Here is a 23,281-nt window from a genome sequence, read left to right on the forward strand (position 1 = left end):
CCTGGGAAGGCCGCCTGTCGGTGACGATGCGCCAGTCGCATACGGCCGGCGACAAGCTGTTCGTCGACTATGCCGGCCATCGGAATCCGCACACATGAGCGAGCAGCTGCTGGTCGATCTCAATCCTAACCAGCGGTTCGACCGGGCGGGCGACCGCATCGTCGTCGTGGAGACCGGCGGCCGGACGATTCCACCGGTCAAGGCGGACAGGATCGAGGTCGACAAGAGCCGGCAGACCTCGCGGATCGGCCGTTAGGAGAAAGGGGCAAATCGGCTTCGGCGCTGCCGAGATGCTTGCTCTCACCAGTCGGTTCGTAGGGAATATCGACGCTTTAGCCGGCTCGTGGTGCTTTTGACCGCCTGCTGGATATAGTCGCGATCTGCTCCATCACGGCTGATGACCTGGATCGTCCAGTCAGCCTCGGGCGACCCTGATCCAGGACATTCGACTTCAACGTAGGCGACGTGTTGGCCGAATCGCGGAAATGAATTTTGCCCCCTTAAAAAAGGGAGCGGGAAGGCCGCATAGCAGGTAAGGACGCAGCAAATCTCGCCTCCGCTCAATGCCATTCAGCGCTTTCGTCTTACCAGCCGAACGCCAACTCCACCGCCGTTCTCTGGGATGAACTCAACGCCGGCTTCTTTGAGAGCAGCTACTAGAGCTTCTCCAGTTTCGGCTCGACCGCCAATGTGTCCGTCGGCGGCCTCGAGCCTCTTGACCGTCGGCGCTGATACCCCGGAGCGCTTGGCGAGGTCATGCTGTGACCAACCGAGGAGAGCCCTGGCGGCTTTGACTTGGCGAATTGATACTTTTGGTATTGACATGTGCTCCGCCCCATAGGATACTTTTGGTATCAATCGGAAGGTTAAACGACAAGTAAAGTCCACAAAACCACTATCACGGTCGTTGGGGGAGCTTGGCCTTGCGACAGCGACCACAACGAGATTTTAGAATGACCAACGCCACCGAGAATCCAAAGCCGAGCACTTGCGTCTCCTCAGTTGAGGAGGCACGGGCTTTCGTGCGGAAGTGCGCAGAAACATATCCGGCTGGAGGACACGTAAGAGTGGCAATCCTCCGCTCGTTGCGCCGGCTCGGGTTACCCTTCAATCGAGCCGTACGGCGCCCTGACGCGGAAGAAATGGACAGGCTCCGAGAGGGAACCGCGCAAGCGGAGTTCACCCGCGCCATAGCCGGGATCGAAGCCCTCAGAAACGAGATGCTTGCTTTTGGCTCCGAGGACGCCCGTCACGTTGTCACTAAGCTGGATTCCGCCTTACGCGCGCTGGGTCGCAACGCCTGCGGCGCGAAGGGCCAGAACAGCTGATCCAGCCTGGTCCTAGGTCTCTTGTTTCACGATATTCCTCGTTCTCTAAAAGGGGCAGCGGGGATGGCCGTTTACAGAAAACCCGCCTAATTGGCGGGTTTTGAGCACTCAATGGAGCGGTGCCGCGATGACTTTATCAGTCCGTTTTTATCTTTTTGCCGACGATACGGTTTACCGGATCAGCCAGCGGCTGATGCAACGACTTATCGATGGCCGGGATGCAATGCCGCAACATGCCGGGACCAAACAGAAAGTCACGGATGTTATCCTCGAACTCAACAATGGGAAGCCAGCCCGCATTGTAAGAGCGGAAGGAAACTTCCTCACCTTTGACGAGAAGGGGCGCGTGCACAAGGACGTAGTCGCTTCTGCCTTCGCCGCAATGGAGACTTATGAGGCACTCGAACGTGCGGCGGAGAAGCCGGCGGACAAGGTCGTCGATATCACAGCCAAGCTGAACCGTGAGAAGTGGGAGCGGGAAAATTGGTGGACGCTTTCCAAAGAGAACCTAGACCTTATTGCCGACGACGTTTGGAAGCGCAGGCGGATCGCGGAAGCTAAGGTTCAACCAGCGCAGGGTGTCGAACCAAAACCGCCAACCATAACCCACGAAGCCAAAGAGGCGATCAGGTTGATTCAGGATGAGGTTATGCGGATCAATTTCAAGATTGAGCCGCAGACTGAGGCGACGCTCAAGGGGATAGCTTTCGAGGCGCGCAGGCGGTCAAGAGAAGATTTTGACAATCCAGTTTGGCGCGGCGTCGCGGAGTCGGCGGATCAACGCAGGGAGATACTCGCTCGTTATCGGACGGGATCCGGCATTTGGTATGCATACGTGGAACTGACACGTTGGGATCTCGCTCGCCATGAGGGCGAATCGTTTGGGATGTTCCACGAGCGTTGCAATTCAAAGAAGGAAGCCGAGGAAGCGGCTCGGCGGCTTCTCACCGAACACGCAAAAGATTTTAGCGTCGAAGTTGGTGTGGAAGCCCGGGTCGTTAGCGAACTTGAATGGGAAGGTGATCGCTAGCCTACCACCCCTTAGGAATCTGGCCGATGAAGCAGATCCCGGCGCTCCGGCGGGCGTTAGTAGGCTCGGATCAGAACGGCGGCGCGGCGGCCGGGCAGATGCCCGAGATAGAGCGCATCGCCCGAGACAAGACATCCGAGGTATTTCCGACGGATCGCCTTCGCGCATCAGGAGCATCTCATGACCGGCAGGACAGCCCTTGATCTTTTCGCCCTCAATCTCGCGCACCGCACCTTCAAACAGCTCCAAAAGCTGTGGCGACGGAAACTAGCCGACGATCCCATTTTTCTGATCAACCTCAGCGCGCCGCCCGCTCAAAGGTTCCGAATGGGCCGCAGAACAGCCTGCGGCGGGTGGTGGAAGGCCGATCCGGCTGGCCGCTGTCGACACCACGGCGACATCGCGCCACGCGCCCGGTGAGGCTGGCGCGCTTGTTGACGGCGCTGGTCGCGGCGTTCAACGGAGGCCTGGCAGCTTCAGCAGAGCTTTCAATCGGGCGCCAAGATTGCCCGCGGCCTCCTTGTCAAACATCAAATGTGACTCGCCGCTGGACGAGTTTGGTCCGTGTGCGTCGACCTGCACCATGATCTCGATCCTGCCTTTCAACTATGCGCGGGTCGCCGACTGAGGTGACCTCGAACTTCCAGTTTGCCAGCCATTTTCGCTTCTCCAGCGCAGTGGTCTAGTTTTCTTGGTGACAGACAGCATTTTCCGGACTGGCCGTGTCTTTTCGCGCCTTGCAGATAGGCCAAATTGGCCTAGTCTTTGCCTGACTCGCGAAAAACCAGCGGCCCGCAAGGGTTGCACCTTGAGCGAGCCGCTGGAGGGGGCACTCCTGCCAGTCGGAGGACGGGGCCGGTCGTTTTTGCAAGGACGGGCCGGCCTCGCCTCCAACGCAGTGCTGCGCTCGGAATCGCAGCGACCGAGTTGCCGACACCGATTAAACCGAGTCCGTAACGAGTGCGTCCAAGGATCGAATCAGCGACGGCACGCTAGGTCCATTGGAAACCCGACCGACTCCTTTCCGCAATGCACGGCGCGCGCAGCCCCTGCCTTATTAACATGCAGGAAGCGTAACATTTCATCATTTTTCGGTTGAAATGGCGCGTTTTTGGCCTTTGTAACCCTCTCGACACATCCGGGGTTTACCCAGGGCACCGGATAGGTGAACCGCTCCAGCACGCGCGACCTGCATCGCTTGAGGTTTCGAGCTAGGGTGTCTCCTCTACAACGGGTGAGGAACACATGGATGCCATTGAGGCTGAGCGGCTGCGCTATCGGCCGGAGCGGATCACGACGTTGTTTGTAGGGGAGTCAGCGCCGCATTCGGGCGACTTCTTCTACTTCGGCAACACAAACATGACCCGCTATCGGCGCATTGCCCTGCCCATGGGAGATCTAGAGACTTGCGATAAGCGCGTGGGTTACGTCCCTCGTCGGCATCTGCGAGATGGATGAGTTGCCACACCTGATCCCTGATCTTCTGGAAACTCCTGCAGAAGCGGTCGAAGATATCCCGAGCCTCTGGAGCTGCGGCCTCATAGATGTGCCGCTTGCCCTCAGTGTTAGGCCGTCGGATGGGCGTCTCATCGTAGACCCTCGTCTTGCCCATCACTTCACCTACGCTGGCCGATAGAGGCGCTGCTTAGGTGTTTTCAGGTCGCCGGTCACCGTGTCGATGACGCTGCCGGCTTGGAACCCCCGGAGCATTCCGAAAACCACGGCCGGCGTGAGGAACAGACGGCCGTTATGCTGGCGGTTTTCCTCGATCTGCTCCTCGGTGAATCCGAGATCGCGCATAACATCGCGGAAGTATTCCTGCGTCGGCTCAATGTTGAGCGAGATGGTTTCGACTTGCTCGGTCATCACACCGCCTCCGCGCGCTGCTTGTCGGCAATCTTAGCCATGCGGTGCATCTCTGAAACGTAGAGCGGGTCAAGCCCCTGTTGTCCCCGCGCGGCCAACCGTGTGGCCAACATGACGAGCCCGCCCCATGTCGGGATGTTGTAACGTTCCATGATGTAGCTCTCGTGCTTTGCGACGTATGCGTCAGCGGCCCGCGCGATCTTCAACAGGCGCTGGATCGCTTGCTCTTGCACCATTCGATCTTCGCTTTCGTAAAGCCGCAGATAGGTGCCAAGCGCGGCTTCGTGGGTCGTGGAGGTATCCATACTTTCTCTCCTGAACGCCGGGAGACCGTCCGGCTAGGTGTGGTTAGGTGTGATCCTGCTCTCGATCGCGGCGAGCCTAGGCATTCATCTTGGTCTGTCGGGTGGCCTTGAGAACGCTGGCCAGCATTTTGCGCTGCCAAGCGTCTCGTCTCCATGGGGGAACGCCGGGCACGTCAAACTCCGGAGGGGAAGCTTCACCCCAATTCGCTAACGTGGTGCAGGTGAACGCGTTCACGCACCGAACGATCGAGGCGGGCGGGATCACGCCAAAATATACGTACCAGCTCTCGAAACTGTCGGCGGTCTGATGCAGCAATGAGATCGTTTCAGTTGTTACATGCCGCGAGGCCCAGTCGGTCCATTTGACGAGCAAGGGCGAGTGATCTGGCACTCGGACGGATAGCCTGTATTGCTCCTTGGGATGGCTTGAGCCCGCCAACCCGTAGCCGTCCGGCTCCTGCGATGTGGTGAGCCAGACGCCGATGCGCCCTTTCCAGCGGTCTATATCCGTAGGCACGTCGCCAACGGTCAGGCCGTACCGCGATATGCCTCGGAGGAACGGCCCGGCGGTGAAGTGATAGAATATCACTGCGCCTCCGCCTGCCGCTGCTCTCGATCGCGGCGAGCCTTCATCGCCTCGATCAGCAGGAACGCGGCGTGCTGGTTCATGGATCGCAGGCAGACGGCGGCGTCGGCCTTCAGAGCATCGCGCAGCTCGGTAGGGACTCGTCGGAACAGAGTTTCCATCGTGATCTCCAGTCGGCAGCCACAAGCTCGCCGCTGGAAAATGATAGCGCGGCGACTGCAGCGTGCAGCGTCAGCACGGCATCACGAAAAGGCGAGCAAATTACATGATGTTTATGCGCCATGAAAAAGGCACGCGGGTGAGGGCGGGCCTGTATCGCTGATGGCGGTGAAGGTCTAGGCGGCGACCTCTTCTTGATGTCCCTCAGCACCGCTTGCGCGCAGGCGGCGTAGGTCTGTCGCCTGACGGTCTGGCCGACATTTTCAAGATCTTCGGCTAGGAGATTGAACCGATAGTTCGGCATGATGTCAGTGCAGTGGAACACCATGATCATCACTGCCGTGAGCTACGCGGCGGCGAACTCCCGCACCAGCCGATTGAAGCCGGCAACACGCCTCGCGTCAGGTCGCGGGCCGTCGACATGGCGTCGTGCGAATAGCCGATGCACGCGCGCAGGATCGATGCCGAATCGTTCAGCCTCATGGCCGAGCATGAGCGCGACCAACAGCCAGTCGTCATCGTCAAGATCGGTCTGCTCGATCACCTTGAACTTCGCATCGAGGCCAAGGAACGATCAGCCGCGCCAGGAGTCGACCTCGTGCTCTCGGTTCGGCCCCCCAGCCTCGCCAAGAGCGAGCCCAACCGGCTCGCGATCCTCGGCGCACGCAGTCCCCAAACTTAGCGCCGGGGGTCGTCCCGTAACCCGCAAGTCAGCCGGCTTGGCCCAGCGACCACACCCCTACCACGAAGATCGTGAAGGCTGCTGCGATCGCGATCCCCATGATCGCCAGACGGAAGTAGAGCTGATTCTGGTCCATGGCGCGGGATCGTACGCATCGGCGGCGACGCTGGCCTTACCGTAGGTTAACCGGGTGGGGCTTACCAGAACTCGGTGGACGTTTTCCACGGCTGTCACCTTCCTAGAACGGCACCTCGTCGTCGTCGAAGTTGTCGTCGCCATTGGTGGCGGTGATGATCTGGCCGAGCCGCTTGTGTGTCTGCCCGTAGTGTGCGGCATCCCGACACTGATTAACTTAACTGAACTTTGCTGGGCACTGAGGTTTCTGAATGGCCGCAGTTGAGGCATTCAAAAAGGCACCATTCGCGCCCCTGGTCGTCAGAGTTGCGCTCAATCGTGGCCATGCCCTTCCAACAAACCGGACACGGCGGCCAGTTCGGGGCACCTCGGATTTTGAACTTGCCCATCGGACTGGCCAGCCGGTTTTCAGTACGCGCGCATCTACTTATTCTGATTCTGGTGCACGGGGCGAGATGGGACATGAAAATGGACATCGCCGGGACATGCGGGACATCGCTACCCGGAATCATCGGAAAATCCGTAGGACTCCGCACATGTCACAGCGTGTCCCATGGGACGCGTGCTCTAATTGGGCTTCTGTCTCAACCACGTCGAGGAAGCGTTCGGCATCGCTCCATGTCCGCCAGCCGCATCACGATCAAAATCATTCGGTAGTCCCTTTTTCAACACGGATTATTTTCAGTTCGCCGCTCTCGATGCGCGCGATCACGTCCTCGGCTTTGGCCCTCCATCCGCCGGTGGTCACGCCGTGATAGCCCTCGCGCAGAAACCGCAGCGCGCGGAGCACGGTTCGCATTTCATCGTCGCACTCGGCTATAGCCCATGTCCTTTCGATCAAAATAACACGTCAGCGGCCACCGTCGCCATCTGCGTGAGCGTAGAGGGCTTCGACAAACTGGTTCATCTTGTCGACATACTTCAACGCTCGCTCATCGCATCAATGGCCCCAGACAAGACATTCGCTGATCCGCTTTTTGGATCGCTTGTGATTTTGGGCCAATTTGTTGGGAAGTCGAGCCCGCTGGGGCGCGTCCTGGTCGTGGCCGGCAGGGTGTGGAGGCGATCTCCGGTCTATCTGGGAAACTCCAACGCGCCGCCCCCTACAGGTCGATCGGCAGTCTGAGGTGTGTCGGAGGCGCCAGAGCGCCGGGCATCCGGGCTGTGGGACATGCCCACGCGAAGACGCGTGACAGCGCGTGCTCGCCGCGCGCGCCGTTTCGGCACGTCCCACGGATCACGTTCTGAGTATGTGGATTCAGGGTCATCGAGAGCGCGAGCCTCACGCGAGCGCGCTGCTCACTATGCTCTCACTGTGGCTCAATCCAATCGAGAGTGCAGGCATAGCTTCGCCATCCGCTGGCAAAGCCATGCCGTGAGGCATATCCGGATTGACGCAACCTGCAATTTGATCTGGAGGTAAGCCGGGGTCAGGCTGTCGGCTTTTATGCGCGCTTGTCTGGCGCTCGATATCGCCTTGCCAATCCGACGGCTCGGCGACTGACGTGCAGGTCGCAATTTACAGCGTTGCCTGCTCCTGCGGAGGCCGGCACGCAACCGGGTGATCCGCTTGTTCAGAGATGCTGCCTAACCGTTTCACGGGGATTTCGGCACTCGATGGACGAGTTGAGCTATGGCTTACGATTTCCAGATAACGCAAATCGCGTCGACGACAAGAGGCGGTGCTTGCAATTGGTCAACCGGGAATCTATCTACGGGGTGTTCAGATGGTGCGAGGCTGTAGCCGCAACTGCAGTCTCAAGGCTTACGAATCATCCAACGTCGTGAGACGTCGGCAGAAACGGAACAAACGGCCCTACAGTGATCCTGTGGGGCCTTTTGTCATTGTCCGGCACGAAGCCGAGTTGCAGCGCCAGCTGGAGCCGTACCTCTGGCGAGTATCCGTCGTTCCCGATGGCCGCGTTGCCACAGATTGCCTCAGCGTTCGCACGGTCGCCGCATTCAGCGCTGAACGTGTCGAGACAGTTCCAATCGGGATTCTTGTGACCCCGAGTTCAGAGGATCACACGGTACCCGTTGAGCGTGCCGTGGATGGTATCCAGTATGATGGTGCGGATGCGGCGGGTGTCGCTCATGGCTTGGCCCCCATCAGCAACGCGGCAATCAGCAGACGGAACTCCTTCGGCATCGGCTTGTCGGAGCGTAGAAGGTCCGCCAGCGGCAGCGCATGGCGCCGCGTGCGGCCACAAGGCCAAGCGGAGTTGATGGCGGCGAGCTATTCTTCCTCAAGTGCGTACTCCTCGGCCCAGCTCCTCTTGCGCGGCTCGGCGAGGCGGTCGGCGGGTGCGCGATTGGTCATGTGGTTTTCCCTTTGGTCTAGGGACCGCACCTCAATCCGATCAATGCCTTTGCGTTAACAGCTCCTTAACGCCGCCAATCCAAGATCGGCAGGCGTGGGCGAGGGCGCTTCGCGCTGGGCGAGTTGAGGTCTGACAAGACGTTTCGAGATGGCGCGAACGGCTGCCGCTGGAACATGGTCGCTAGGCCGCGCATGGGCGCGGGCCGCGGCCCTGTGCGCGGGTCTCGCCATCGCCGTCCTGACGGGACCGACCAGCGCGCGCGCGGATGATCCGCCGCCGGCCCCGGTGCCGGGTGAGGCGACATTCACCTCTGCGAACGGCTTTGCGCGGCTGGTTCTGAAGCTGAAGGAGGACGTCGAGTCAGAGGTGACGACGGCGGGCTCGATCATCGTGATCCGCTTCAAGCGTCCCGTCGATATCCCTGTCGACGCCATTTCCGACGCGGTGCCCGACTATGTCGGCTCGGCGCGCCGCGATCCGGATGGCTCGGCGATCCGCCTGTCGCTCGCACGCCGCGTCACCATCAACACCATGAGCGCCGGCGAGCGCACCTTCGTCGATTTCCTGCCCGACGGCTGGACCGGTCCGCCGCCGTCGCTGCCGCAGGACGTGATCCGCGAGCTCGCCGAGCGCGCCCGCACCGCCGAGCGGCTGCTGCGTCAGCAGCGCGCGGCCGAAGCCGCGAAGAAGCGGCCGCCGGTGCGCGTCCGCGCGCTGCTGCAACCGACCTTCGTGCGCTTCGTGTTCGAGGTCCCGAACGGCGTCAGTGTCTCCTCGGTGCTGAACGAGCAGAAGCTGACGCTGTCCTTCAACACGGTGCTGGCGTTCGACCTCGCGGACGCCAAGGTCGCAGCCCCCCCGAACGTCGCCTCGATCACCGCGCGGTCCGACACCGATACGTCGGCCGTCGACATGACCCTGATCGGCGATGTCGACGTGCATTCGTTCCGCGAGGAGAAGAACTACATCGTCGACGTCGCCTATCAGCATGGCGACCAGCAGGCGCCGGCCGCGCCCGGGCTGACGTCGCTGATGCCCACGGTTCGCGAAAAGCCGAAAGCGGCGAGCGCGCAGCAGCCGGCGGCGATGGCTCCCGTGACGTCGGAGGGCATTGCGCGCGAGGCCAAGTTCGAGATCAAGCCCGAGCAGCCGAAATCCGAGCCGCCCTCGTCCGAACCGGTCAAGTCGGAGCAGGTCGGTTCCGAATCATCTGAACCCGAACCTGCCAAATCCGGGCCCGCCAAAGCTGGCGCGGCGTCAGCGGAGAAGCCGGCTGTCGCGGAGCCGCCGCCCGCCGCGCCGCATGACGGCCGCGCGGAAGCCGTGACGGAAGCAAGGCCGGCGGCGCTTGCTGAGGCGCTGAAGCCTCAGCCCGCGCCTGATGCGCCGGCGATGGAGTCGCCCAAGGAGCCGCCTAAGGCCGGCCCGGCCGCATCGCGCGCGAACGGCAAGCTGCCCGCGGTCGACGCGCAGCGTGACAGCGACGGGCTGCGTGTGACCTTCACATTCGGATCAGCGACGCCTGCCGCGCTGTTCCGCCGCGCCGATGCGGTGTGGATCGTGTTCGATACATCAGATGCCATCGATCTCGATCCGGTTCGCGCCAAGGCCGGCGCCATCATCGCCGACGTCACCCGCATCCCGCTGGAAAAGGGCCAGGCGATCCGCTTCCGCCTCAACCGTCCGCAGATGCCCTCGCTCGAGAGCGACGAGCGTTCGCGCGGCACGAGCTGGATGGTGACCTTCGCCGACCGCGTGCAGAAGGCACCGCTGCCGCTGATGGTGGTGCGCAATATCACCGATCCCGTGCTTGCCAATGTCAGCGTGCCGCTGGCCAATCCCGGCCAGTTCCACAAGCTGGTCGATCCCGATGCCGGCGACACGCTCTGGGTGGTGACCGCGCCGCCGCCGACCCGCGGCGTCATCAAGCGGCAGGATTTCGTGGAGCTGTCGCTGCTGGAATCGATCCACGGCCTCGTGGTTCATCCGAACGCGGATGACGTGAAGGCGGAGGTCGGCGCCGACAAGGTGATGCTGGGCCGTCCCGGGGGCCTCACCCTATCGTCGGCCGACGTCGCCGCCGAGCGCGCCACCGCCGCGGTCAAGCCGCTGTTCGACACCGATGAATGGCGGAAGAACCAGTCGGAGAATTTCCTCGATCGCCTCGACAGCCTGATCGCGGCAGTCTCGACGGCCAATCCGGAGCAGGTACAGCAGGCCCGGCTCGATCTCGCCGATTTCTACATGGCGCGCGGCATGTATCCCGAGGCCCATGCGGTGACCAATCTGATCCTCTCCGAAACCAAGCGCGGCAGCGAGGACCCTGCGGTGGTGATGGTGCACGCGGTCGCCAGCATCCTGCTCGGTCACGCGGCGCAGGGGCTGAAGGATCTCGCCAATCCCATCATAGGCAACGGCTACGATTCCCAACTGTGGAAGGCGCTCGCGCTTGCGCGCGAGAGCAAATGGACGGATGCGCGGGAGAAGTTCAAGAACGCGGAATTCGCGGTGGCGACCCTGCCGCCCGATCTGCAGCGCATCGTCACGATGGATGCGATGAAGGCGTCGCTCGAGGTGAAGGACTATTCCGGCGCGGCGCGACGCAAAAGCGATCTCGACGTCATCGGCGTCCCCGCCGACGCCAGGCCCGCGGTGGCCGTGCTGAAGGGGCGCCTTGCCGAAGCGCTCGGCCAGGAGAAGGATGCGCTCGACGCCTATCGCTTCGCCGTCGATTCTGCCGACCGGCAGGCCGCCGCCGAAGCCAAGCTGCTGGAAACGCTGTTGCGGCAGAAGCGCGGCGAGATCAAGCAGGACGAGGTGCTGAAGGAGCTGGAGCTGCTGTCGATCATGTGGCGCGGCGACGCGATCGAGCTGAAGACGCTGTACATGCTCTCCAAGATCTACGCCGACACCGGACGCTATGCCGAGGCCTTCGCGGTGACCCGTACTGCGACACGGCTGCAACCGAACTCGCCGGAGTCGCGGCAGGCGCAGGATGCGGCATCGGCGCTGTTCACCCAGCTCTTCCTCGGCCCCAAGGGTGACGAGATGCCGCCGATCGACGCGCTCGGCACCTTCTACGAATACCGCGAGCTGACCCCGATCGGCCGCCGCGGCGACGAGATGATCCGCCGGCTCGCCGATCGCCTCGTCGGCGTCGACCTGCTCGACCAGGCCGCCGACCTGCTGCAATACCAGGTCGACAAGCGGCTCGACGGGGCCGCGCGCGCCCAGGTCGCCGCCCGCCTCGCCATGGTTTACCTGACCAACCGCAAGCCCGACCGCGCCATCGCCGCGCTGCGCTCGACCCGCATTGCCGACCTCTCCGGCGAACTGCGCCAGCAGCGGCTGCTGCTCGAGGCACGCGCGCAGAGCGACGTCGGCCGCCACGACCTGGCGCTCGACATCATCTCCAACATCACCGGCCGCGAGGCGATCCGGCTGCGCGCGGACATCTACTGGGCGTCCCGGCGCTGGCGCGAGGCGTCCGAGCAGATCGAGCTCTATTACGGCGATCGCTGGCGCGACTTCACCCCGCTCAATCCGGGCGAGAAGGCCGATGTGATCCGCGCCGTGGTCGGCTATGCGCTCGCCGAGGACACGATCGGCCTGTCGCGGTTCCGCGAGAAATACGCGCCGCTGATGTCGGGCGAGGCGGACAAGGCGGCGTTCGACGCCGCCAGCAAGCCGGTCGCGACCTCCAGCGCGGAATTCGCCGACATCGCCAGGATGGCCGCGAGCGTCGACACGCTGGATGGATTCATCCGCGAGATGAAGATCCGTTTCCCCGACGCCACCGCCCACGCGCCGCTGCCGGACCCGGTCTCGACGGGGACGCTGCAGGACACGGCAAAGGACAGGGAAAAGGCCGCGACGCTGCGCACGCTGCCGCAGATCAAGGGTGAGCAGCGCGTGAGCGCTGCGCAGTAACGCCTCTCGACAGACGCCCGCCAAATTGGCAACCATGCAACGGCAAATCGCCAGCCGGGAGAGCGTCGTCACCATGAGCAAGCCGATCAAGACCGAAGCCGAACTGATCTCGATGGCGCGTGACGAGTTGAAGGTGCACGCCGATTGCCCCGACGGCATCGATATCTCGATTCTGCGTGACGGAGACAGCTGGGAATTCCGCGCCGGCGCCGACGCGGTCACGGCGGCAAAGCCCGGCTACCCTGAATGCGTCGCGATGCTGGTGCAGATCGGCGACCATCTCAGCAAGCAATATGACGTGAAGGGGTAGGGAGCCCGTCAATGGTCGGCCAGTAGCCTTCCCCGGCGCGGCCTACCTGGCATCCCGCACGATGTCGTAGATTGATCCCAAGAGGTCATGGAGCTTGTCCGCCTCTGCCGCCGGCTGCGAGTTGGTCTGGAGCGTGATCATCAGGTTTTCCTGTTCGAACCACACATAGAGCGTCCGGTAGCCGAGCGTCTCGCCCTGATAGAACCAGTGCGCGCCAATCGATCCGAGGATGGCCCTGCCGAGGCCGAGCGAGAAGCCGCGCGGATCGTCGGCCGCGACGTCCGCGATCGGCTGGCCGGTCTTGATCGACACCAGCGCCATCCACTCCGCCTGCTGCTTCGGCGGCACCACGTGTCCTTGAATACGGCGCGCATCCAGCGATCCACGTCGCGCGCGTCGGCGATCGCACCGCCCGCCGCCTGGGCCCATGACGTGCTCATCCCGCTGACGTCACGACCGATCAGCGCGAGATTCCAGGGCTTGATACATTTGGGTTGATAGTCGGAGCAGGCGGGATTGTCGAAATAGCCGTGTGCCAGACGATCGGTCACCGCGACCGGATATGCACCGCTTTCGTAGAACGTGCTGTCCAGCCCGACCGCTTCTATGATCATCCGGTGCACGAGGTCACGATAGGACTGGCCGGCAACTTTCGCTGCGATCATCCCGGCGAGGATGTAGTTGGTGTTGGAATAGTGATAGCCGCCGCTCGTGGGCAGGTCGCCGCTTCCGGCAGGATAGGCGAGCGCGATCAGATCTTCGGTGGTCAGATCGCGCGTGGGGTCGCCGATCCAGATGCGCGACATCGCTTCGGTCTCGGAGTAGTTCGGGATGCCACTCGTCATGTTGAGGAGGCGCTGGATGGTCACATCCTTCCACGCCGGATATTGCGGGAGCCATTTGCCGAGCGTGTCGCCGATGCTGAGCTTGCCCGCAGCTTCGAGTTTCAGGATCAACGCCGCCGCGAACGACTTCGACGTGCTGCCCATCTGGAACAGCGTGCCCTGCCGGATCGGTGGATCCTGTGGACTGCTGCCGACCTTTCCGGCGAACGCTTCGATGGCAGGACCGGTGTCCCCGAAGCTGACATAGGCAGCGACACCGGTCACTTTTTCGGCCGAGCTGCGGCTAGACAGCCATGTTTCCAGGGCAGCCTGGATCCTGGCGGTCCGGGATGAATCCGCGTGTGCGCCCGAAGCCACAAGGATCATCGCGGTGACCACGAGCGCCACGCATTTGCCGACCATCATGGTGCCTCCCTCGGCATGCCCTGGCGCAATCTATCGTCACGCCGATCCCGCGACAACGCCACGAGCGCCTGACGGCGTCGATGCCGGTTTGTTGCCATTTGGCCGGAGCGCTCGTAACCTTTGCGCGATCATTTCCTCAAACGAGAAAAGCATGGACCGCATCGACGCCATGAAGGTCTTCGTTGCGACGGTCGACGAAGGCAGCCTGGCCGGCGCGGGCCGGCTGCTGCGGCGGTCGCCGGCCGCGGTCAGCCGTGCGATCGCGTTTCTCGAGCATCATGTCGGTGCCGAGCTGCTCCATCGCACCACGCGATCGCTGAAGCTGAGCGAGGCCGGCCAGCGTTACGCAGCGGCCTGCCGCCGCGTGCTGTCCGAGCTCGAGGAAGCCGACGTTCTCGCCGGCGGCGAACGTGCCGCGCCGCGCGGTTCGCTGACGCTGACCGCGCCCGTCATTACCGGCGAGGACGTGCTGCGGCCGGTGCTCGACGCCTTCATGAACGAATATCCCGCGGTCACAGGCCGGCTGTTCCTGCTCGATCGCACGGTCAATCTGATCGACGAAGGAATCGATGTCGCGCTGCGCATCGCGCATCTGGCGGATTCCAACTTCGTCGCCATCCGGCTCGGTGAGGTACGCCGGGTGGTGGCGGCATCGCCCGGTTATCTCGCACAGCATCCCGATATCAGGGAGCCCGCCGATCTCGTCAAGCACCGGATCATCGCGATGACGCATTTCGGGCTCGACTCCTGGAGCTTTCCGCCGGCCAGGAAATCGAAGGTGGCGCGGGCGGTCCAGTTCACGCCGAGACTGGTCGTCAACACCGTGCGCGCGGCGGTGGCATCGGCCGCGGAAGGTCACGGCGTCACGCGGGTGTTCTCATATCATATCGGCGACGAGATCCGGGACGGCCGGTTGCAGATCCTGCTGGCGAAGGACGAGCACCCGCCATTGCCGGCGCATCTTCTCGTGCCGCAGGGACGCCTCGCAGTGCCGAAGGTGCGCGCTTTCGTCGATTTCGCGGTGCCGCGGCTCAAGCGCTATTTCGACCGGCTGACGCGCGAGGCCAGCCGCAACACCGGCGCCATTCGTTCGCCGCGCGGAAGAGTGTCTGCCGAATAGCGGGCATTCGCGCGGAACGCGGATGTTTCTAGGTTCTTCTCCATCGAAGCGGTGCTGATGCCGCTTCACCAACGGATGGAGAGAGATCATGGGTGCAGAGCAGAAGGTCGCCATCATCACCGGTGCGTCGCAGGGTATCGGCGAGGCGCTCGTCAGGGGCTACCGCGATCGCAACTACCGGGTGGTGGCCAACTCCCGCAACATCAGGCCGTCGTCGGACCCGGACGTGCTGGCGGTGGCCGGCGACATCGGTGATCCCGCAACCGCCGAGCGCATCGTGGCGCAGGCGCTCGATCGCTTTGGCCGCATCGACACGCTGGTCAACAATGCCGGCGTGTTCCTCGCCAAGCCGTTCACCGACTACACCGATCAGGACTACGCCCAGGTCCTGGCGATCAACCTCAACGGCTTTTTCTACATCACTCGCCGCGCGGCAAGGGAGATGGTGAAGCAGGGCTCGGGTCATATCGTTCAGATCACGACGACGCTCGCAGATCAGGCCAACAGCAAGGTGCCCTCGGTATTGGCATCCCTGACCAAGGGCGGGTTGAATGCGGCGACCAGATCGCTGGCGATCGAATATGCTGCCAAGGGCATCCGCGTGAACGCGGTGTCGCCGGGCGTGATCAAGACGCCGATGCACGCTCCGGCCACGCATGACTTCCTTGCCGGGATGCATCCGCTCGGCCGGATGGGCGAGGTGAAGGACATCGTCGACGCGGTGCTGTTCCTCGAGAATGCGGGCTTCGTCACCGGAGAGATCCTGCATGTCGACGGCGGCCAGAGCGCCGGTCGCTAGAGCGCGATGCCTGGCAAGGAAGTGTGTCATGCCGATCGTCACCATCCAGGTCACGCGTGAGGGGACTGCGCCGGGTGCGTCGTCCACCACACGGGAACAGAAGGCCGCCCTGATCAAGGGCGCCAGCGAGTTGCTGCGCGATGTGCTCGGCAAACCCATGGAATCGACCTTCGTCGTCATCGAGGAAGTCGACACCGAGAATTGGGGCTGGGGCGGACTGCCGGTGCGCGACTATCGCAAGAAGCTTGCCGCGGCGCGAAGCGGCTGAGACCTCCGATCTTGCACGGAAGCGTCGGCGCTCGGACGGATCGCATCCAACGATGCGACCGGTGTGCCGTGATCGCCGCGAACGATCGCAGCGATCGGAACTAATCATTTTTCACGAACCTCCGAAAGGCCTAACGCCATGACCATGTCTGCCAATGTCGATCATCATCGTCGGCACCACCCCACGGCGCCGCATCGTGATGCGGGCGGACCGGTGTGGCTGTCGGCGGCGGCCGGGCTATGCGCCTCGCTGGTTGGGCTCGGGCTGGCGCGCTTTGCCTACACGCCGCTGATTCCGGCGTTGATTGCCGCCCACTGGTTCACGCCGGCGGAGGCGGTCTATCTCGGCGCGGCGAATCTTGCCGGCTATCTCGGCGGCGCGCTGATCGCCCGCGATCTCGGGACGCGGCTTGGATCGGCGCGCGCGCTGCGCGGCATGATGGCGCTGGCTGCGGTCTCCTGTTTTGCCTGCGCCGTGCCGATCTCGTTCACCTGGTTCTTCGGCTTCCGCTTCCTCGCCGGCGTCACCGGCGGCGTGATCATGGTGCTGGCCGCATCCACCGTCCTGCCGCATGTCGCACCCGGCAAGCGCGGGCTGGTCGGCGGCGTGATCTTCGCCGGCGTCGGGCTCGGTGTCGCAGCATCGGGCACGCTGGTGCCGCTGTTGCTGCAACAGGGCGTGCGGCAGGCCTGGATTGGTCTCGGCGTGCTGTCGGCGCTGCTGACCTTGATCAGCTGGAAGGCGTGGCCGGCCGAGACGTCGACCGCACATGTCGGCGAAAAGCATCATGCCGCTGTTCACGGCACGCGGTCGCCGCTGGTGCTGATGCTGAGCCTGGAATACGGCCTCAACGCGCTGGCGCTGGTGCCGCACATGGTGTTCCTGGTGGATTTCGTCGCGCGCGGGCTCGGGCAGGGTATCTCGGCTGGATCCTATTACTGGGTGCTGTATGGTCTCGGCGCCGTGATCGGCCCGCTGCTGTCAGGGCATCTCGCCGATCGCGCGGGATTCGCCGCCGCGCTCCGCGCCGCGTTCCTGATCGAGGCGGTTGCGGTTGCAATCCCCGCGCTGACGACGTCGTCCGCTGCGCTGATCGTATCGAGCGTGATCGTTGGCGGCTTCACGCCCGGCATTGTTCCGCTCGTGATCGGCCGCATCCACGAGCTGATCCCGCATTCCGCGGCAAGTCAGCGCACCGCCTGGGCGCAGGCCACCACGACGTTTGCGCTGTTCCAGGCCGCGGGCGCCTATGGCCTGTCCTATCTGTTCGCGCAAACCGGCGGCGACTATTCGCTGCTGTTCGTGATCGGCGCGTCCGCGGTGACCGTGGCGCTGGGGCTCGAGCTGATCAGCGCCACTGTGCTCGTGCGGCGGAGTCCCGATCGCTAGCGCGGTGCGGTGGCGGGGGCCGTCGCCTGCGCGTCGGCTGCCAGCAGGCCGGTGTCGCGGTTCTGCTCCACCGCGGCATAGAGGAGAAGGCCCGCGAGGATCGACCCGTAGAGCGAAAACGAGACGATCGTCCAGTTGTTGGCGACCCGGCGGTCGCCGCTTTCGAGCTCTTCGATGTATTTCTGCATGTACTCCACCATCGACTTCCGCCGGGAGCACAGCACGCGGCACGCCGCGTCAGTTGTGAAGCACGTCACATCTGGCGCGCGCATGCGGAGAAGAATGGTCGTCGTCGTGAACGAATGATTGATCCGGCAACGAAGTGATGTCGGTCTTTACGTGCCATCAACCATGACGAAGCGCTTCCCTCAGCGCCGCAATGAGGCGGTCGGCGTCGGCTTCGTCGTTGAAGACGTGCGGGGAGATGCGCATCCGGCCGAGACGCAGCGCGACGTGGATGTTTTGTGCGGCAAGCCGGCCGATCAGCTCCTTCGGCACGCCGCCGGCGACGCCGAGGCTCAATAGATGCGGTGCGCGCAGCCGGGGCTCCAGCACGCTGACACGGAGATCGCCGACACCATCGGCAATGCGCCGGGTCAGCATCGCGAGCCGTTCGCTGACCTGGGCCGCCCCCCAATCGCCCATCATCTCCATGCCGATCGACGCCATCTCCAGCGAGATGAAATGATCGCGCTCGCCCATGTCGTAGCGGCGGGCGTTGTCGACATAGGCGAGATCGCCGAAATAGACCGGATTCTCGGAGTTGACGTTGCGGCGCCCGGCCGAGGTCTGCTCCAGCGGCACGCCGTTCTGATGGCGCCTGGCGATGTAGAGGAAGGCGCGGCCGTAAGGGCCGATCAGCCATTTATAGGTCGGAAACAGCACCGCGTCGGGGTCGAGCCGCGTGACGTCCATCGCGACGACGCCGGCGCTTTGCGTCGCGTCGATCACGAACATCGCGCCGTGCCGCCGCAGCGCCGCCTGCACCTTGTCGACGTCGATCATGCCGCCGTCGGACCAGTGCACCGACGAGATCGAGGCGAGCCCGACCGGCGGCGCGCCGGAGCGGTCGATCGCCGCAAGCACCGCCGAGGTCCAGTCGCCGTCGGAGGGCTGGCGGATGGTCTCGACGACGAAGCCCTGCGCCTCGGCGCGGGCGTGCCATTCCAGCACCGGCGAGGCGTGGTCGTTCTCCAGCACGATGACGCGCCTGCCGCGCGCAATGGTCAGTACCTTTGCAACCGTTGCGACGCCGTAGCTGATCGCCGGGATCAGCGCGACGTCGCTCGCGTCGGCGTTGATCAGGCGCGCGGCGGCGGCGCGGGCGCGTTCGTGCTGCCGGCCGGCGAAGCCGGCGTCCAGCGTCCAGGGCTGGCCCTTGCGGCCGACCGCGGCGCGGCCGGCCTCGAGCGTACGCCGCGGCAGCGGGCTGTATGACGCCGAGTTGAGGTAGCAGACGTCGCGGGGGATCTCGAACAGGTCGCGCTGGGATGGAAGCATGTCGGCTCGTTGCTGGAACTTGCTGATGACCCGATGTCGTCAGTCATACTGGTCCGGCCCCATCGCCCACTGCGCCTGGTCGTGGCCGTGAGCGAAGGTGCGGTTGGTCTGCGTCGGGTTGCGGTTGATCAGTGGCCGCAGATACATCGGATGCGTGGCGCTGCGCACCTCATGCTCAACCGTGAACAGGCGCCTGCCATCGGCGGGATCGACGATGTCGCAGAAGCGGTACTGGTACTGATTGTCCTCGCGCGAGACCAGATTGCGCTCACGCAGCCGCCGATAGGGTCCGGAGAAATCGGTGATGTAGATCTGGATGTGATGGCCGTCGAATTCCGGCTGCGGCCGCTCGCTCTCCCGGAATTGCAGATACTGGTCCTTGCCGACCTTGACCCGGGCAACCGTGCCGTCGCCATTGGCGAGGCTGGCGGGAATGCCCATGATGTCAGGATAGAACCGGGTGATCGCCTCAGCGGTGCCATGCGGCACCTCGAACTCGACATAGGGCATGCCGAGCGCGATGCGCCCGAAGCGGCTGGCGTCCGGCTCGTAGCAGCGCAAGCGGTTGCCCCAGGGACATGTGGCCTCGACATGATCGTTGTGGGCGCGATAGGCGAAGGCAGTGCCCTCGAGCTTCGGCGCAACCGAGGCCAGCCGGTCGAGCAGCGCCTGGCGACCCGCGATCACCAGCGCCGTATGGCCGCGCAGCACCTGCGGGCGGCCGCTCGGCAGATGAAACTGGCTGCGGCCGACATTCACCCACATGTTGCTGTCGGACACCATCAAATAGGGATCGCGGGTCAGGCCCAGCCCTGCGACGTAGAACAGCGTGGCGAGGCGCTGGTCGGGCACCTGCACGTTGACATGCTCGAGATGGATGGCGTTGCCGAGATCTTCTGCGGCACGGTCGAACTGCTGTTGCATGGACGCGGCTCTCCGGGGGCGGTTCCGCGCATGATAGTGGAATGCCGCTGATGATCCAGCGAGGCGGCCATGAATGTTTCGCGGGGCTACCCCCCGTAACTCTGCACCAGGCTGCCGGCGACCAGCGACCAGCCGTCGACCAGCACGAAGAAGATCAGCTTGAACGGCAGCGACACCGTGACCGGCGGCAGCATCATCATGCCCATCGACATCAGGACCGAGGCGACCACGAGGTCGATGATCAGGAACGGCAGGAACAGGAGGAAGCCGATCTCGAAGGCGCGCTTCAGCTCCGATATCATGAAGGCCGGCACCAGGATGCGCAGCGACATCTCCTCCGGCGTCGCGGGCGGCGGCTCGCCGGACAGGTCCATGAACAGCTTCAGATCCTTCTCGCGCACGTTCTTCTGCATGAAGATCCGCAACGGGCCGGAGGCGCGCTGCAAGGCCTCCTCGACGCCGATCTGGTTGGCGACCAGCGGCTTGATGCCCTCGTCGTAGGATTTCTGCAGCACCGGCCCCATCACGAAGGCGGTGAGGAACATCGCGAGCGCGATCATCACCGAGTTCGGCGGCGCGGTCGCGGTACCGAGCGCGGTGCGCAGCAGCGACAGCACGACCACGATGCGCGTGAACGACGTCATCATGATCAGGATCGACGGCGCGATCGACAGCACCGTGAGCAGCGCGATCAGCTGGATCGCGCGCTCGGTGACGCCGCCATTGGCGCCGCCGACATTGATGCTGATGTCCTGCGCCATCGCAGGGTTGGCGAACAACCCGGCGGCAATCAGGACAGCGATGAAAAATACTCTACGCGGAAATGCCCCTGATCTCACGAAGGCGTCTTCGGGCGGCCGAGCAGGGAGGCCATCTCGTCTTCGAGATTTTCGAACCCGGTCTTCTGCGGCCCTGCGGCTGGCGGGGGCGGCTCGCTGCGGGCGGGACGGACCGGCGGAGCCTCAGGCGCGACCGGCGGCGCAACGGCCTCGGGGCCAGCGGCCGGACGGCGCAGCGCCGCCTCGAGCCGCTGCGCCATCTCGGCGAGATTGGCGTCGGCATTCGATGGGGCCGGCGGCGCCGGAGGAGGTGCGGGCGTTGCGGCCGGCGGGGGAGCAGGCGGTGGCGGCGGCACCACGGCCCGCTCGGGGGTACGCAGCGGCGGCGGCGCCTTCGGCGGCTCTGCGGCACGCGGCGGACGCGGGATGGCGGGTTCGGTGCGGGGCAGCCGCGGCGGCATCGGATCCGGGCGCGGACCGATCGGCTCCGGCGCGAAGCCCGCCATCGGATCGCTGCGGCGTTCGGCGGCGGCCGGCGCGGACCGGCGGACCTCGTCGGCGAAGGCAGGGCGCGCCGGACGAAGCGGCGGCTCGGTCAGTTGCGGCTCGGGATGATCGAAGATGTCGGTGCGGGCGCCTTCGCCCTCGTTGAAGGCCGCATCGGGCAGCGGGGCAACACGCGGCGGTGCCGCGTCGGGAGCGATCGCAGGCCGCGTCGACATCTGATCGCGGCCCGGCATCGCGCGCACGATGTTGGGCTCGACCACGATGTCGCTGGGCCCACCGATCATCAAGAGATGCTCGACATTGTCGCGGCGGACCAGCACCAGGCGGCGGCGGCCATCGACCGCAGCGGCGTCGATCACCGCCAGCCGCGGCATCCGTCCGCGATTGGCGTTCGCGCCGAGGCGATTGCCGGCGAACCGGCGCACCAGCCACGCGGCGGCGATGATCAGCACCAGCACGACCGCGAAGGCCAAGACGAATGTAAGTGCCTGCATACTCGAGTCCCCGGCCATCGTGGCCTTCCTCAACTTCCGCCTTCAGCGAGCGCCGACTGATAGTGCGGATTGCACAGCGAATCGCGCCCGAAATTCGCCATATTGCTTAATACCCCACGGCTTGCAGCCGAGAGTTCTATTAATAAACCAAGAATCGCTTGTCCCAAAACGACTTCTCAGCGCTCCGCGCCGTCCCGGCCGGTGCTGGTTAACGCAGCTTTCGTGGCGAAAATGCGCTCGCAAGCCGCGATTGCGGTGTTCTCCACGGGCAGTTTCCGCATCTTAACCAGCCGTTAACCATACACCGGGCAAATTCTGCCTACCTCCGAAGACCCAAAGTGTCGTCCAGGAGGTTAACGGAGCCGCGCCAATGGCCATCAACGATATGCCGATCCTGTCGGCGCTGCGTACCAAGATGCAGTGGCATCAGGAGCGTCAGCGCGTGCTCTCCGAGAACATCGCCAACTCCGACACGCCGAACTTCCGTCCGCGCGACCTGGTCGAGCCGAAATTCGACAAGACCGGCGTTGTGGCCGGCACCGTCGGCACGCTGCCGATGATGCAGACCAGCACCACCCATATGACGGCGTCCGGCGCGCCCGACACGTTCGAGAACGATCGCGGCAAGAGCGGCTTCGAGACCCGCCCGGCGGGCAATGCGGTCAATCTCGAGGACCAGATGATGAAAGTGTCGGACAATCAGATGGATTATGCGGCCGTCAGCGCGCTCTACAGCAAGAGCCTGCATCTGCTGAAGACCGCGATCGGCAAGGGCTAGGCCGCCTGACGGCGGCGGGAGGACATCATGGCAGATGAGATCAGCGATTTCGCCCGCTCGATGAGCATCGCGACATCCGGCCTGCGCGCCCAGGCGGGCCGGATCCGGGTGATCTCGGAAAACATCGCGAATGCCGATTCGACCGCGCAGACCGCAGGCGGCGATCCCTACCGTCGCAAGGTGCCGACCTTCTCCTCGGCGCTCGACCGCACGCTCGACGCCCAGGTGGTGACGCTCGGCAGGGTCCGCCCCGACCAGTCGTCCTTCCGCGTCAAGCACGAGCCGGGCAATCCGGCTGCGGACGCCTCCGGCAACGTCAAATATCCCAACGTCAATTCGATGGTCGAAATGACCGACATGCGGGACGCCCAGCGTTCCTACGAGGCGAACCTCAACGTCGTCAGCGCGACGCGGCGGATGATCCAGCGCACGCTCGACATCCTCAAGTCCTGACAGAACGGAACAAGGCACAGGGATAGATCATGGCCACACCAACAGTCGCCGCCAACGCATATGCCAACCTCGCCAGGATGATGGAGCGTGGCGGAGCCGAGAAGGCCGGCCAGGCCGCGGCCGGCGGTCCGTCCTTCAGCGCGCTCGTCAAGGAGGCGGTCGGCAGCGTGATGGAGACCGGCCGGAAGTCGGACGCGCAGACGGTCGCGATGGCCTCGGGCAAGGCCAACGTGATGGACGTGGTGACCGCGGTCGCGGAAACCGACGTCGCGGTGTCGAGTTTGGTCTCTATCCGCGACAAGGTGATCCAGGCCTACGAAGACATCATGAAGATGTCGATCTGAGAGAGGGCGAATAGCGAACACGAA

General features: G+C 64.0%; 26 protein-coding genes. 14 read left to right on the forward strand and 12 right to left on the reverse strand.

Annotation, left to right across the window (positions count from 1 at the left end):
• Positions 1-94 precede the first annotated feature (94 nt).
• Positions 95-256 carry a hypothetical protein gene (locus JQ586_RS26865; RefSeq protein ID WP_212397639.1) on the forward strand — a complete coding sequence of 54 codons (162 nt, stop codon included), beginning with the start codon at positions 95-97 and terminating at the stop codon, positions 254-256.
• 314 nt (positions 257-570) lie between these two features.
• Here the strand turns inward: JQ586_RS26865 and JQ586_RS26870 are convergent, their stop codons facing one another.
• Positions 571-825, reverse strand: coding sequence for a helix-turn-helix domain-containing protein (locus tag JQ586_RS26870; protein ID WP_212397640.1), 255 nt, complete (start codon positions 823-825; stop codon positions 571-573).
• Between the two features lie 630 nt (positions 826-1,455).
• Here JQ586_RS26870 and JQ586_RS26875 point away from each other — a divergent pair.
• The 3 genes from JQ586_RS26875 to JQ586_RS26885 all read left to right on the forward strand — a co-directional run bounded on the left by JQ586_RS26875 (position 1,456) and on the right by JQ586_RS26885 (position 3,816).
• Positions 1,456-2,358: a hypothetical protein gene (locus tag JQ586_RS26875; protein ID WP_212397641.1), complete on the forward strand. Its 903-nt coding sequence runs from the start codon at positions 1,456-1,458 to the stop codon at positions 2,356-2,358.
• A gap of 180 nt (positions 2,359-2,538) precedes the next feature.
• Complete coding sequence (locus JQ586_RS26880; RefSeq protein WP_212397642.1) at positions 2,539-2,778, forward strand: hypothetical protein; 240 nt, start codon at positions 2,539-2,541, stop codon at positions 2,776-2,778.
• Positions 2,779-3,603: 825 nt separating this feature from the next.
• The gene (locus tag JQ586_RS26885) at positions 3,604-3,816 is read left to right on the forward strand and encodes a hypothetical protein (RefSeq protein ID WP_212397643.1); all 213 of its coding nucleotides are present in this window, start codon (positions 3,604-3,606) and stop codon (positions 3,814-3,816) included.
• 162 nt (positions 3,817-3,978) lie between these two features.
• Here JQ586_RS26885 and JQ586_RS26890 read toward each other — a convergent pair whose 3' ends face one another.
• The 4 genes from JQ586_RS26890 to JQ586_RS26905 form a co-directional block, all read right to left on the reverse strand.
• The gene (locus tag JQ586_RS26890; protein WP_212397644.1) at positions 3,979-4,224 is read right to left on the reverse strand and encodes a hypothetical protein; all 246 of its coding nucleotides are present in this window, start codon (positions 4,222-4,224) and stop codon (positions 3,979-3,981) included.
• Positions 4,224-4,529: a hypothetical protein gene (locus JQ586_RS26895; protein ID WP_212397645.1), complete on the reverse strand. Its 306-nt coding sequence runs from the start codon at positions 4,527-4,529 to the stop codon at positions 4,224-4,226. The genes JQ586_RS26890 and JQ586_RS26895 overlap by 1 nt, the downstream gene beginning before the upstream one ends.
• A 76-nt stretch (positions 4,530-4,605) precedes the next feature.
• Complete coding sequence (locus JQ586_RS26900; protein WP_212397646.1) at positions 4,606-5,118, reverse strand: hypothetical protein; 513 nt, start codon at positions 5,116-5,118, stop codon at positions 4,606-4,608.
• The gene (locus tag JQ586_RS26905; RefSeq protein WP_212397647.1) at positions 5,115-5,276 is read right to left on the reverse strand and encodes a hypothetical protein; all 162 of its coding nucleotides are present in this window, start codon (positions 5,274-5,276) and stop codon (positions 5,115-5,117) included. The genes JQ586_RS26900 and JQ586_RS26905 overlap by 4 nt, the downstream gene beginning before the upstream one ends.
• 440 nt (positions 5,277-5,716) lie before the next feature.
• Here JQ586_RS26905 and JQ586_RS26910 point away from each other — a divergent pair, with 440 nt between their 5' ends.
• The gene (locus JQ586_RS26910; protein ID WP_212397648.1) at positions 5,717-5,956 is read left to right on the forward strand and encodes a hypothetical protein; all 240 of its coding nucleotides are present in this window, start codon (positions 5,717-5,719) and stop codon (positions 5,954-5,956) included.
• A gap of 781 nt (positions 5,957-6,737) precedes the next feature.
• Here JQ586_RS26910 and JQ586_RS26915 read toward each other — a convergent pair.
• Positions 6,738-6,890: a hypothetical protein gene (locus JQ586_RS26915; protein WP_212397649.1), complete on the reverse strand. Its 153-nt coding sequence runs from the start codon at positions 6,888-6,890 to the stop codon at positions 6,738-6,740.
• A gap of 1,669 nt (positions 6,891-8,559) precedes the next feature.
• On the opposite strand from JQ586_RS26915, the gene JQ586_RS26920 reads away from it, so the two are divergent.
• Positions 8,560-12,342, forward strand: coding sequence for a tetratricopeptide repeat protein (locus tag JQ586_RS26920; protein ID WP_212397650.1), 3,783 nt, complete (start codon positions 8,560-8,562; stop codon positions 12,340-12,342).
• A 73-nt stretch (positions 12,343-12,415) separates the two neighbouring features.
• Positions 12,416-12,652 (forward strand): hypothetical protein, encoded by a 237-nt coding sequence (locus JQ586_RS26925; RefSeq protein WP_212397651.1) that lies wholly within the window; start codon positions 12,416-12,418, stop codon positions 12,650-12,652.
• Positions 12,653-12,792: 140 nt separating this feature from the next.
• Here the strand turns inward: JQ586_RS26925 and JQ586_RS26930 are convergent, their stop codons facing one another.
• Positions 12,793-13,884, reverse strand: a complete 1,092-nt coding sequence (locus JQ586_RS26930; RefSeq protein WP_212397652.1) for a serine hydrolase — start codon at positions 13,882-13,884, stop codon at positions 12,793-12,795.
• A gap of 169 nt (positions 13,885-14,053) precedes the next feature.
• Between JQ586_RS26930 and JQ586_RS26935 the strand changes: the two genes are divergently transcribed.
• The 4 genes from JQ586_RS26935 to JQ586_RS26950 all read left to right on the forward strand — a co-directional run bounded on the left by JQ586_RS26935 (position 14,054) and on the right by JQ586_RS26950 (position 17,478).
• A complete protein-coding gene (locus JQ586_RS26935; RefSeq protein ID WP_212397653.1) occupies positions 14,054-15,022 on the forward strand; it encodes a LysR family transcriptional regulator in 969 nt (322 codons plus the stop codon).
• Positions 15,023-15,110: 88 nt separating this feature from the next.
• Complete coding sequence (locus JQ586_RS26940) at positions 15,111-15,821, forward strand: SDR family NAD(P)-dependent oxidoreductase (RefSeq protein ID WP_212397654.1); 711 nt, start codon at positions 15,111-15,113, stop codon at positions 15,819-15,821.
• 28 nt (positions 15,822-15,849) lie between these two features.
• A complete protein-coding gene (locus JQ586_RS26945; RefSeq protein ID WP_212397655.1) occupies positions 15,850-16,089 on the forward strand; it encodes a 4-oxalocrotonate tautomerase family protein in 240 nt (79 codons plus the stop codon).
• 138 nt (positions 16,090-16,227) lie between these two features.
• Positions 16,228-17,478, forward strand: coding sequence for a YbfB/YjiJ family MFS transporter (locus JQ586_RS26950; protein WP_249148190.1), 1,251 nt, complete (start codon positions 16,228-16,230; stop codon positions 17,476-17,478).
• Here JQ586_RS26950 and JQ586_RS26955 read toward each other — a convergent pair.
• The 5 genes from JQ586_RS26955 to JQ586_RS26975 form a co-directional block, all read right to left on the reverse strand.
• The gene (locus JQ586_RS26955; protein ID WP_212397656.1) at positions 17,475-17,666 is read right to left on the reverse strand and encodes a hypothetical protein; all 192 of its coding nucleotides are present in this window, start codon (positions 17,664-17,666) and stop codon (positions 17,475-17,477) included. The genes JQ586_RS26950 and JQ586_RS26955 overlap by 4 nt on opposite strands.
• Before the next feature lie 157 nt (positions 17,667-17,823).
• A complete protein-coding gene (locus tag JQ586_RS26960) occupies positions 17,824-18,978 on the reverse strand; it encodes an aminotransferase class V-fold PLP-dependent enzyme (RefSeq protein ID WP_212397657.1) in 1,155 nt (384 codons plus the stop codon).
• 39 nt (positions 18,979-19,017) lie between these two features.
• On the reverse strand, positions 19,018-19,902 hold the full coding sequence (locus JQ586_RS26965) for a hypothetical protein (RefSeq protein WP_212397658.1): 885 nt from the start codon (positions 19,900-19,902) through the stop codon (positions 19,018-19,020).
• Between the two features lie 86 nt (positions 19,903-19,988).
• Positions 19,989-20,741 (reverse strand): flagellar type III secretion system pore protein FliP, encoded by a 753-nt coding sequence (gene fliP, locus JQ586_RS26970; protein ID WP_212397659.1) that lies wholly within the window; start codon positions 20,739-20,741, stop codon positions 19,989-19,991.
• Positions 20,738-21,682, reverse strand: coding sequence for a flagellar biosynthetic protein FliO (locus tag JQ586_RS26975; protein ID WP_212397660.1), 945 nt, complete (start codon positions 21,680-21,682; stop codon positions 20,738-20,740). The genes fliP and JQ586_RS26975 overlap by 4 nt, the downstream gene beginning before the upstream one ends.
• A 370-nt stretch (positions 21,683-22,052) precedes the next feature.
• On the opposite strand from JQ586_RS26975, the gene flgB reads away from it, so the two are divergent.
• Genes flgB through fliE form a run of 3 tightly spaced genes read left to right on the forward strand, consistent with a single transcriptional unit; the run spans position 22,053 to position 23,257 of the window.
• Positions 22,053-22,460, forward strand: coding sequence for a flagellar basal body rod protein FlgB (flgB, locus tag JQ586_RS26980; protein ID WP_212397661.1), 408 nt, complete (start codon positions 22,053-22,055; stop codon positions 22,458-22,460).
• 27 nt (positions 22,461-22,487) lie between these two features.
• A complete protein-coding gene (gene flgC, locus JQ586_RS26985) occupies positions 22,488-22,913 on the forward strand; it encodes a flagellar basal body rod protein FlgC (RefSeq protein ID WP_212397662.1) in 426 nt (141 codons plus the stop codon).
• A 29-nt stretch (positions 22,914-22,942) separates the two neighbouring features.
• Positions 22,943-23,257 (forward strand): flagellar hook-basal body complex protein FliE, encoded by a 315-nt coding sequence (gene fliE / locus JQ586_RS26990; RefSeq protein ID WP_212397663.1) that lies wholly within the window; start codon positions 22,943-22,945, stop codon positions 23,255-23,257.
• Positions 23,258-23,281 lie beyond the last annotated feature (24 nt).

Source organism: Bradyrhizobium jicamae, from assembly GCF_018130215.1.
GTDB lineage: Bacteria > Pseudomonadota > Alphaproteobacteria > Rhizobiales > Xanthobacteraceae > Bradyrhizobium > Bradyrhizobium jicamae_A.

Excerpts from the sequence above, each read along its gene's own strand:
- flgB (WP_212397661.1), top strand. The coding sequence starts at position 22,053 with ATGGCCATCAACGATATGCCGATCCTGTCGGCGCTGCGTACCAAGATG.
- JQ586_RS26925 (WP_212397651.1), top strand. The coding sequence starts at position 12,416 with ATGAGCAAGCCGATCAAGACCGAAGCCGAACTGATCTCGATGGCGCGT.
- JQ586_RS26950 (WP_249148190.1), top strand. The coding sequence starts at position 16,228 with ATGACCATGTCTGCCAATGTCGATCATCATCGTCGGCACCACCCCACG.
- JQ586_RS26920 (WP_212397650.1), top strand. The coding sequence starts at position 8,560 with ATGGCGCGAACGGCTGCCGCTGGAACATGGTCGCTAGGCCGCGCATGG.
- flgC (WP_212397662.1), top strand. The coding sequence starts at position 22,488 with ATGGCAGATGAGATCAGCGATTTCGCCCGCTCGATGAGCATCGCGACA.
- JQ586_RS26975 (WP_212397660.1), bottom strand. The coding sequence starts at position 21,682 with ATGCAGGCACTTACATTCGTCTTGGCCTTCGCGGTCGTGCTGGTGCTG.
- JQ586_RS26905 (WP_212397647.1), bottom strand. The coding sequence starts at position 5,276 with ATGGAAACTCTGTTCCGACGAGTCCCTACCGAGCTGCGCGATGCTCTG.
- JQ586_RS26865 (WP_212397639.1), top strand. The coding sequence starts at position 95 with ATGAGCGAGCAGCTGCTGGTCGATCTCAATCCTAACCAGCGGTTCGAC.
- JQ586_RS26870 (WP_212397640.1), bottom strand. The coding sequence starts at position 825 with ATGTCAATACCAAAAGTATCAATTCGCCAAGTCAAAGCCGCCAGGGCT.
- JQ586_RS26880 (WP_212397642.1), top strand. The coding sequence starts at position 2,539 with ATGACCGGCAGGACAGCCCTTGATCTTTTCGCCCTCAATCTCGCGCAC.
- JQ586_RS26965 (WP_212397658.1), bottom strand. The coding sequence starts at position 19,902 with ATGCAACAGCAGTTCGACCGTGCCGCAGAAGATCTCGGCAACGCCATC.
- JQ586_RS26935 (WP_212397653.1), top strand. The coding sequence starts at position 14,054 with ATGGACCGCATCGACGCCATGAAGGTCTTCGTTGCGACGGTCGACGAA.
- JQ586_RS26910 (WP_212397648.1), top strand. The coding sequence starts at position 5,717 with ATGCACGCGCGCAGGATCGATGCCGAATCGTTCAGCCTCATGGCCGAG.
- JQ586_RS26890 (WP_212397644.1), bottom strand. The coding sequence starts at position 4,224 with ATGACCGAGCAAGTCGAAACCATCTCGCTCAACATTGAGCCGACGCAG.
- fliE (WP_212397663.1), top strand. The coding sequence starts at position 22,943 with ATGGCCACACCAACAGTCGCCGCCAACGCATATGCCAACCTCGCCAGG.
- JQ586_RS26960 (WP_212397657.1), bottom strand. The coding sequence starts at position 18,978 with ATGCTTCCATCCCAGCGCGACCTGTTCGAGATCCCCCGCGACGTCTGC.
- JQ586_RS26940 (WP_212397654.1), top strand. The coding sequence starts at position 15,111 with ATGGGTGCAGAGCAGAAGGTCGCCATCATCACCGGTGCGTCGCAGGGT.
- JQ586_RS26945 (WP_212397655.1), top strand. The coding sequence starts at position 15,850 with ATGCCGATCGTCACCATCCAGGTCACGCGTGAGGGGACTGCGCCGGGT.
- JQ586_RS26875 (WP_212397641.1), top strand. The coding sequence starts at position 1,456 with ATGACTTTATCAGTCCGTTTTTATCTTTTTGCCGACGATACGGTTTAC.
- JQ586_RS26885 (WP_212397643.1), top strand. The coding sequence starts at position 3,604 with ATGGATGCCATTGAGGCTGAGCGGCTGCGCTATCGGCCGGAGCGGATC.
- JQ586_RS26955 (WP_212397656.1), bottom strand. The coding sequence starts at position 17,666 with ATGCAGAAATACATCGAAGAGCTCGAAAGCGGCGACCGCCGGGTCGCC.
- JQ586_RS26915 (WP_212397649.1), bottom strand. The coding sequence starts at position 6,890 with ATGCGAACCGTGCTCCGCGCGCTGCGGTTTCTGCGCGAGGGCTATCAC.
- JQ586_RS26895 (WP_212397645.1), bottom strand. The coding sequence starts at position 4,529 with ATGGATACCTCCACGACCCACGAAGCCGCGCTTGGCACCTATCTGCGG.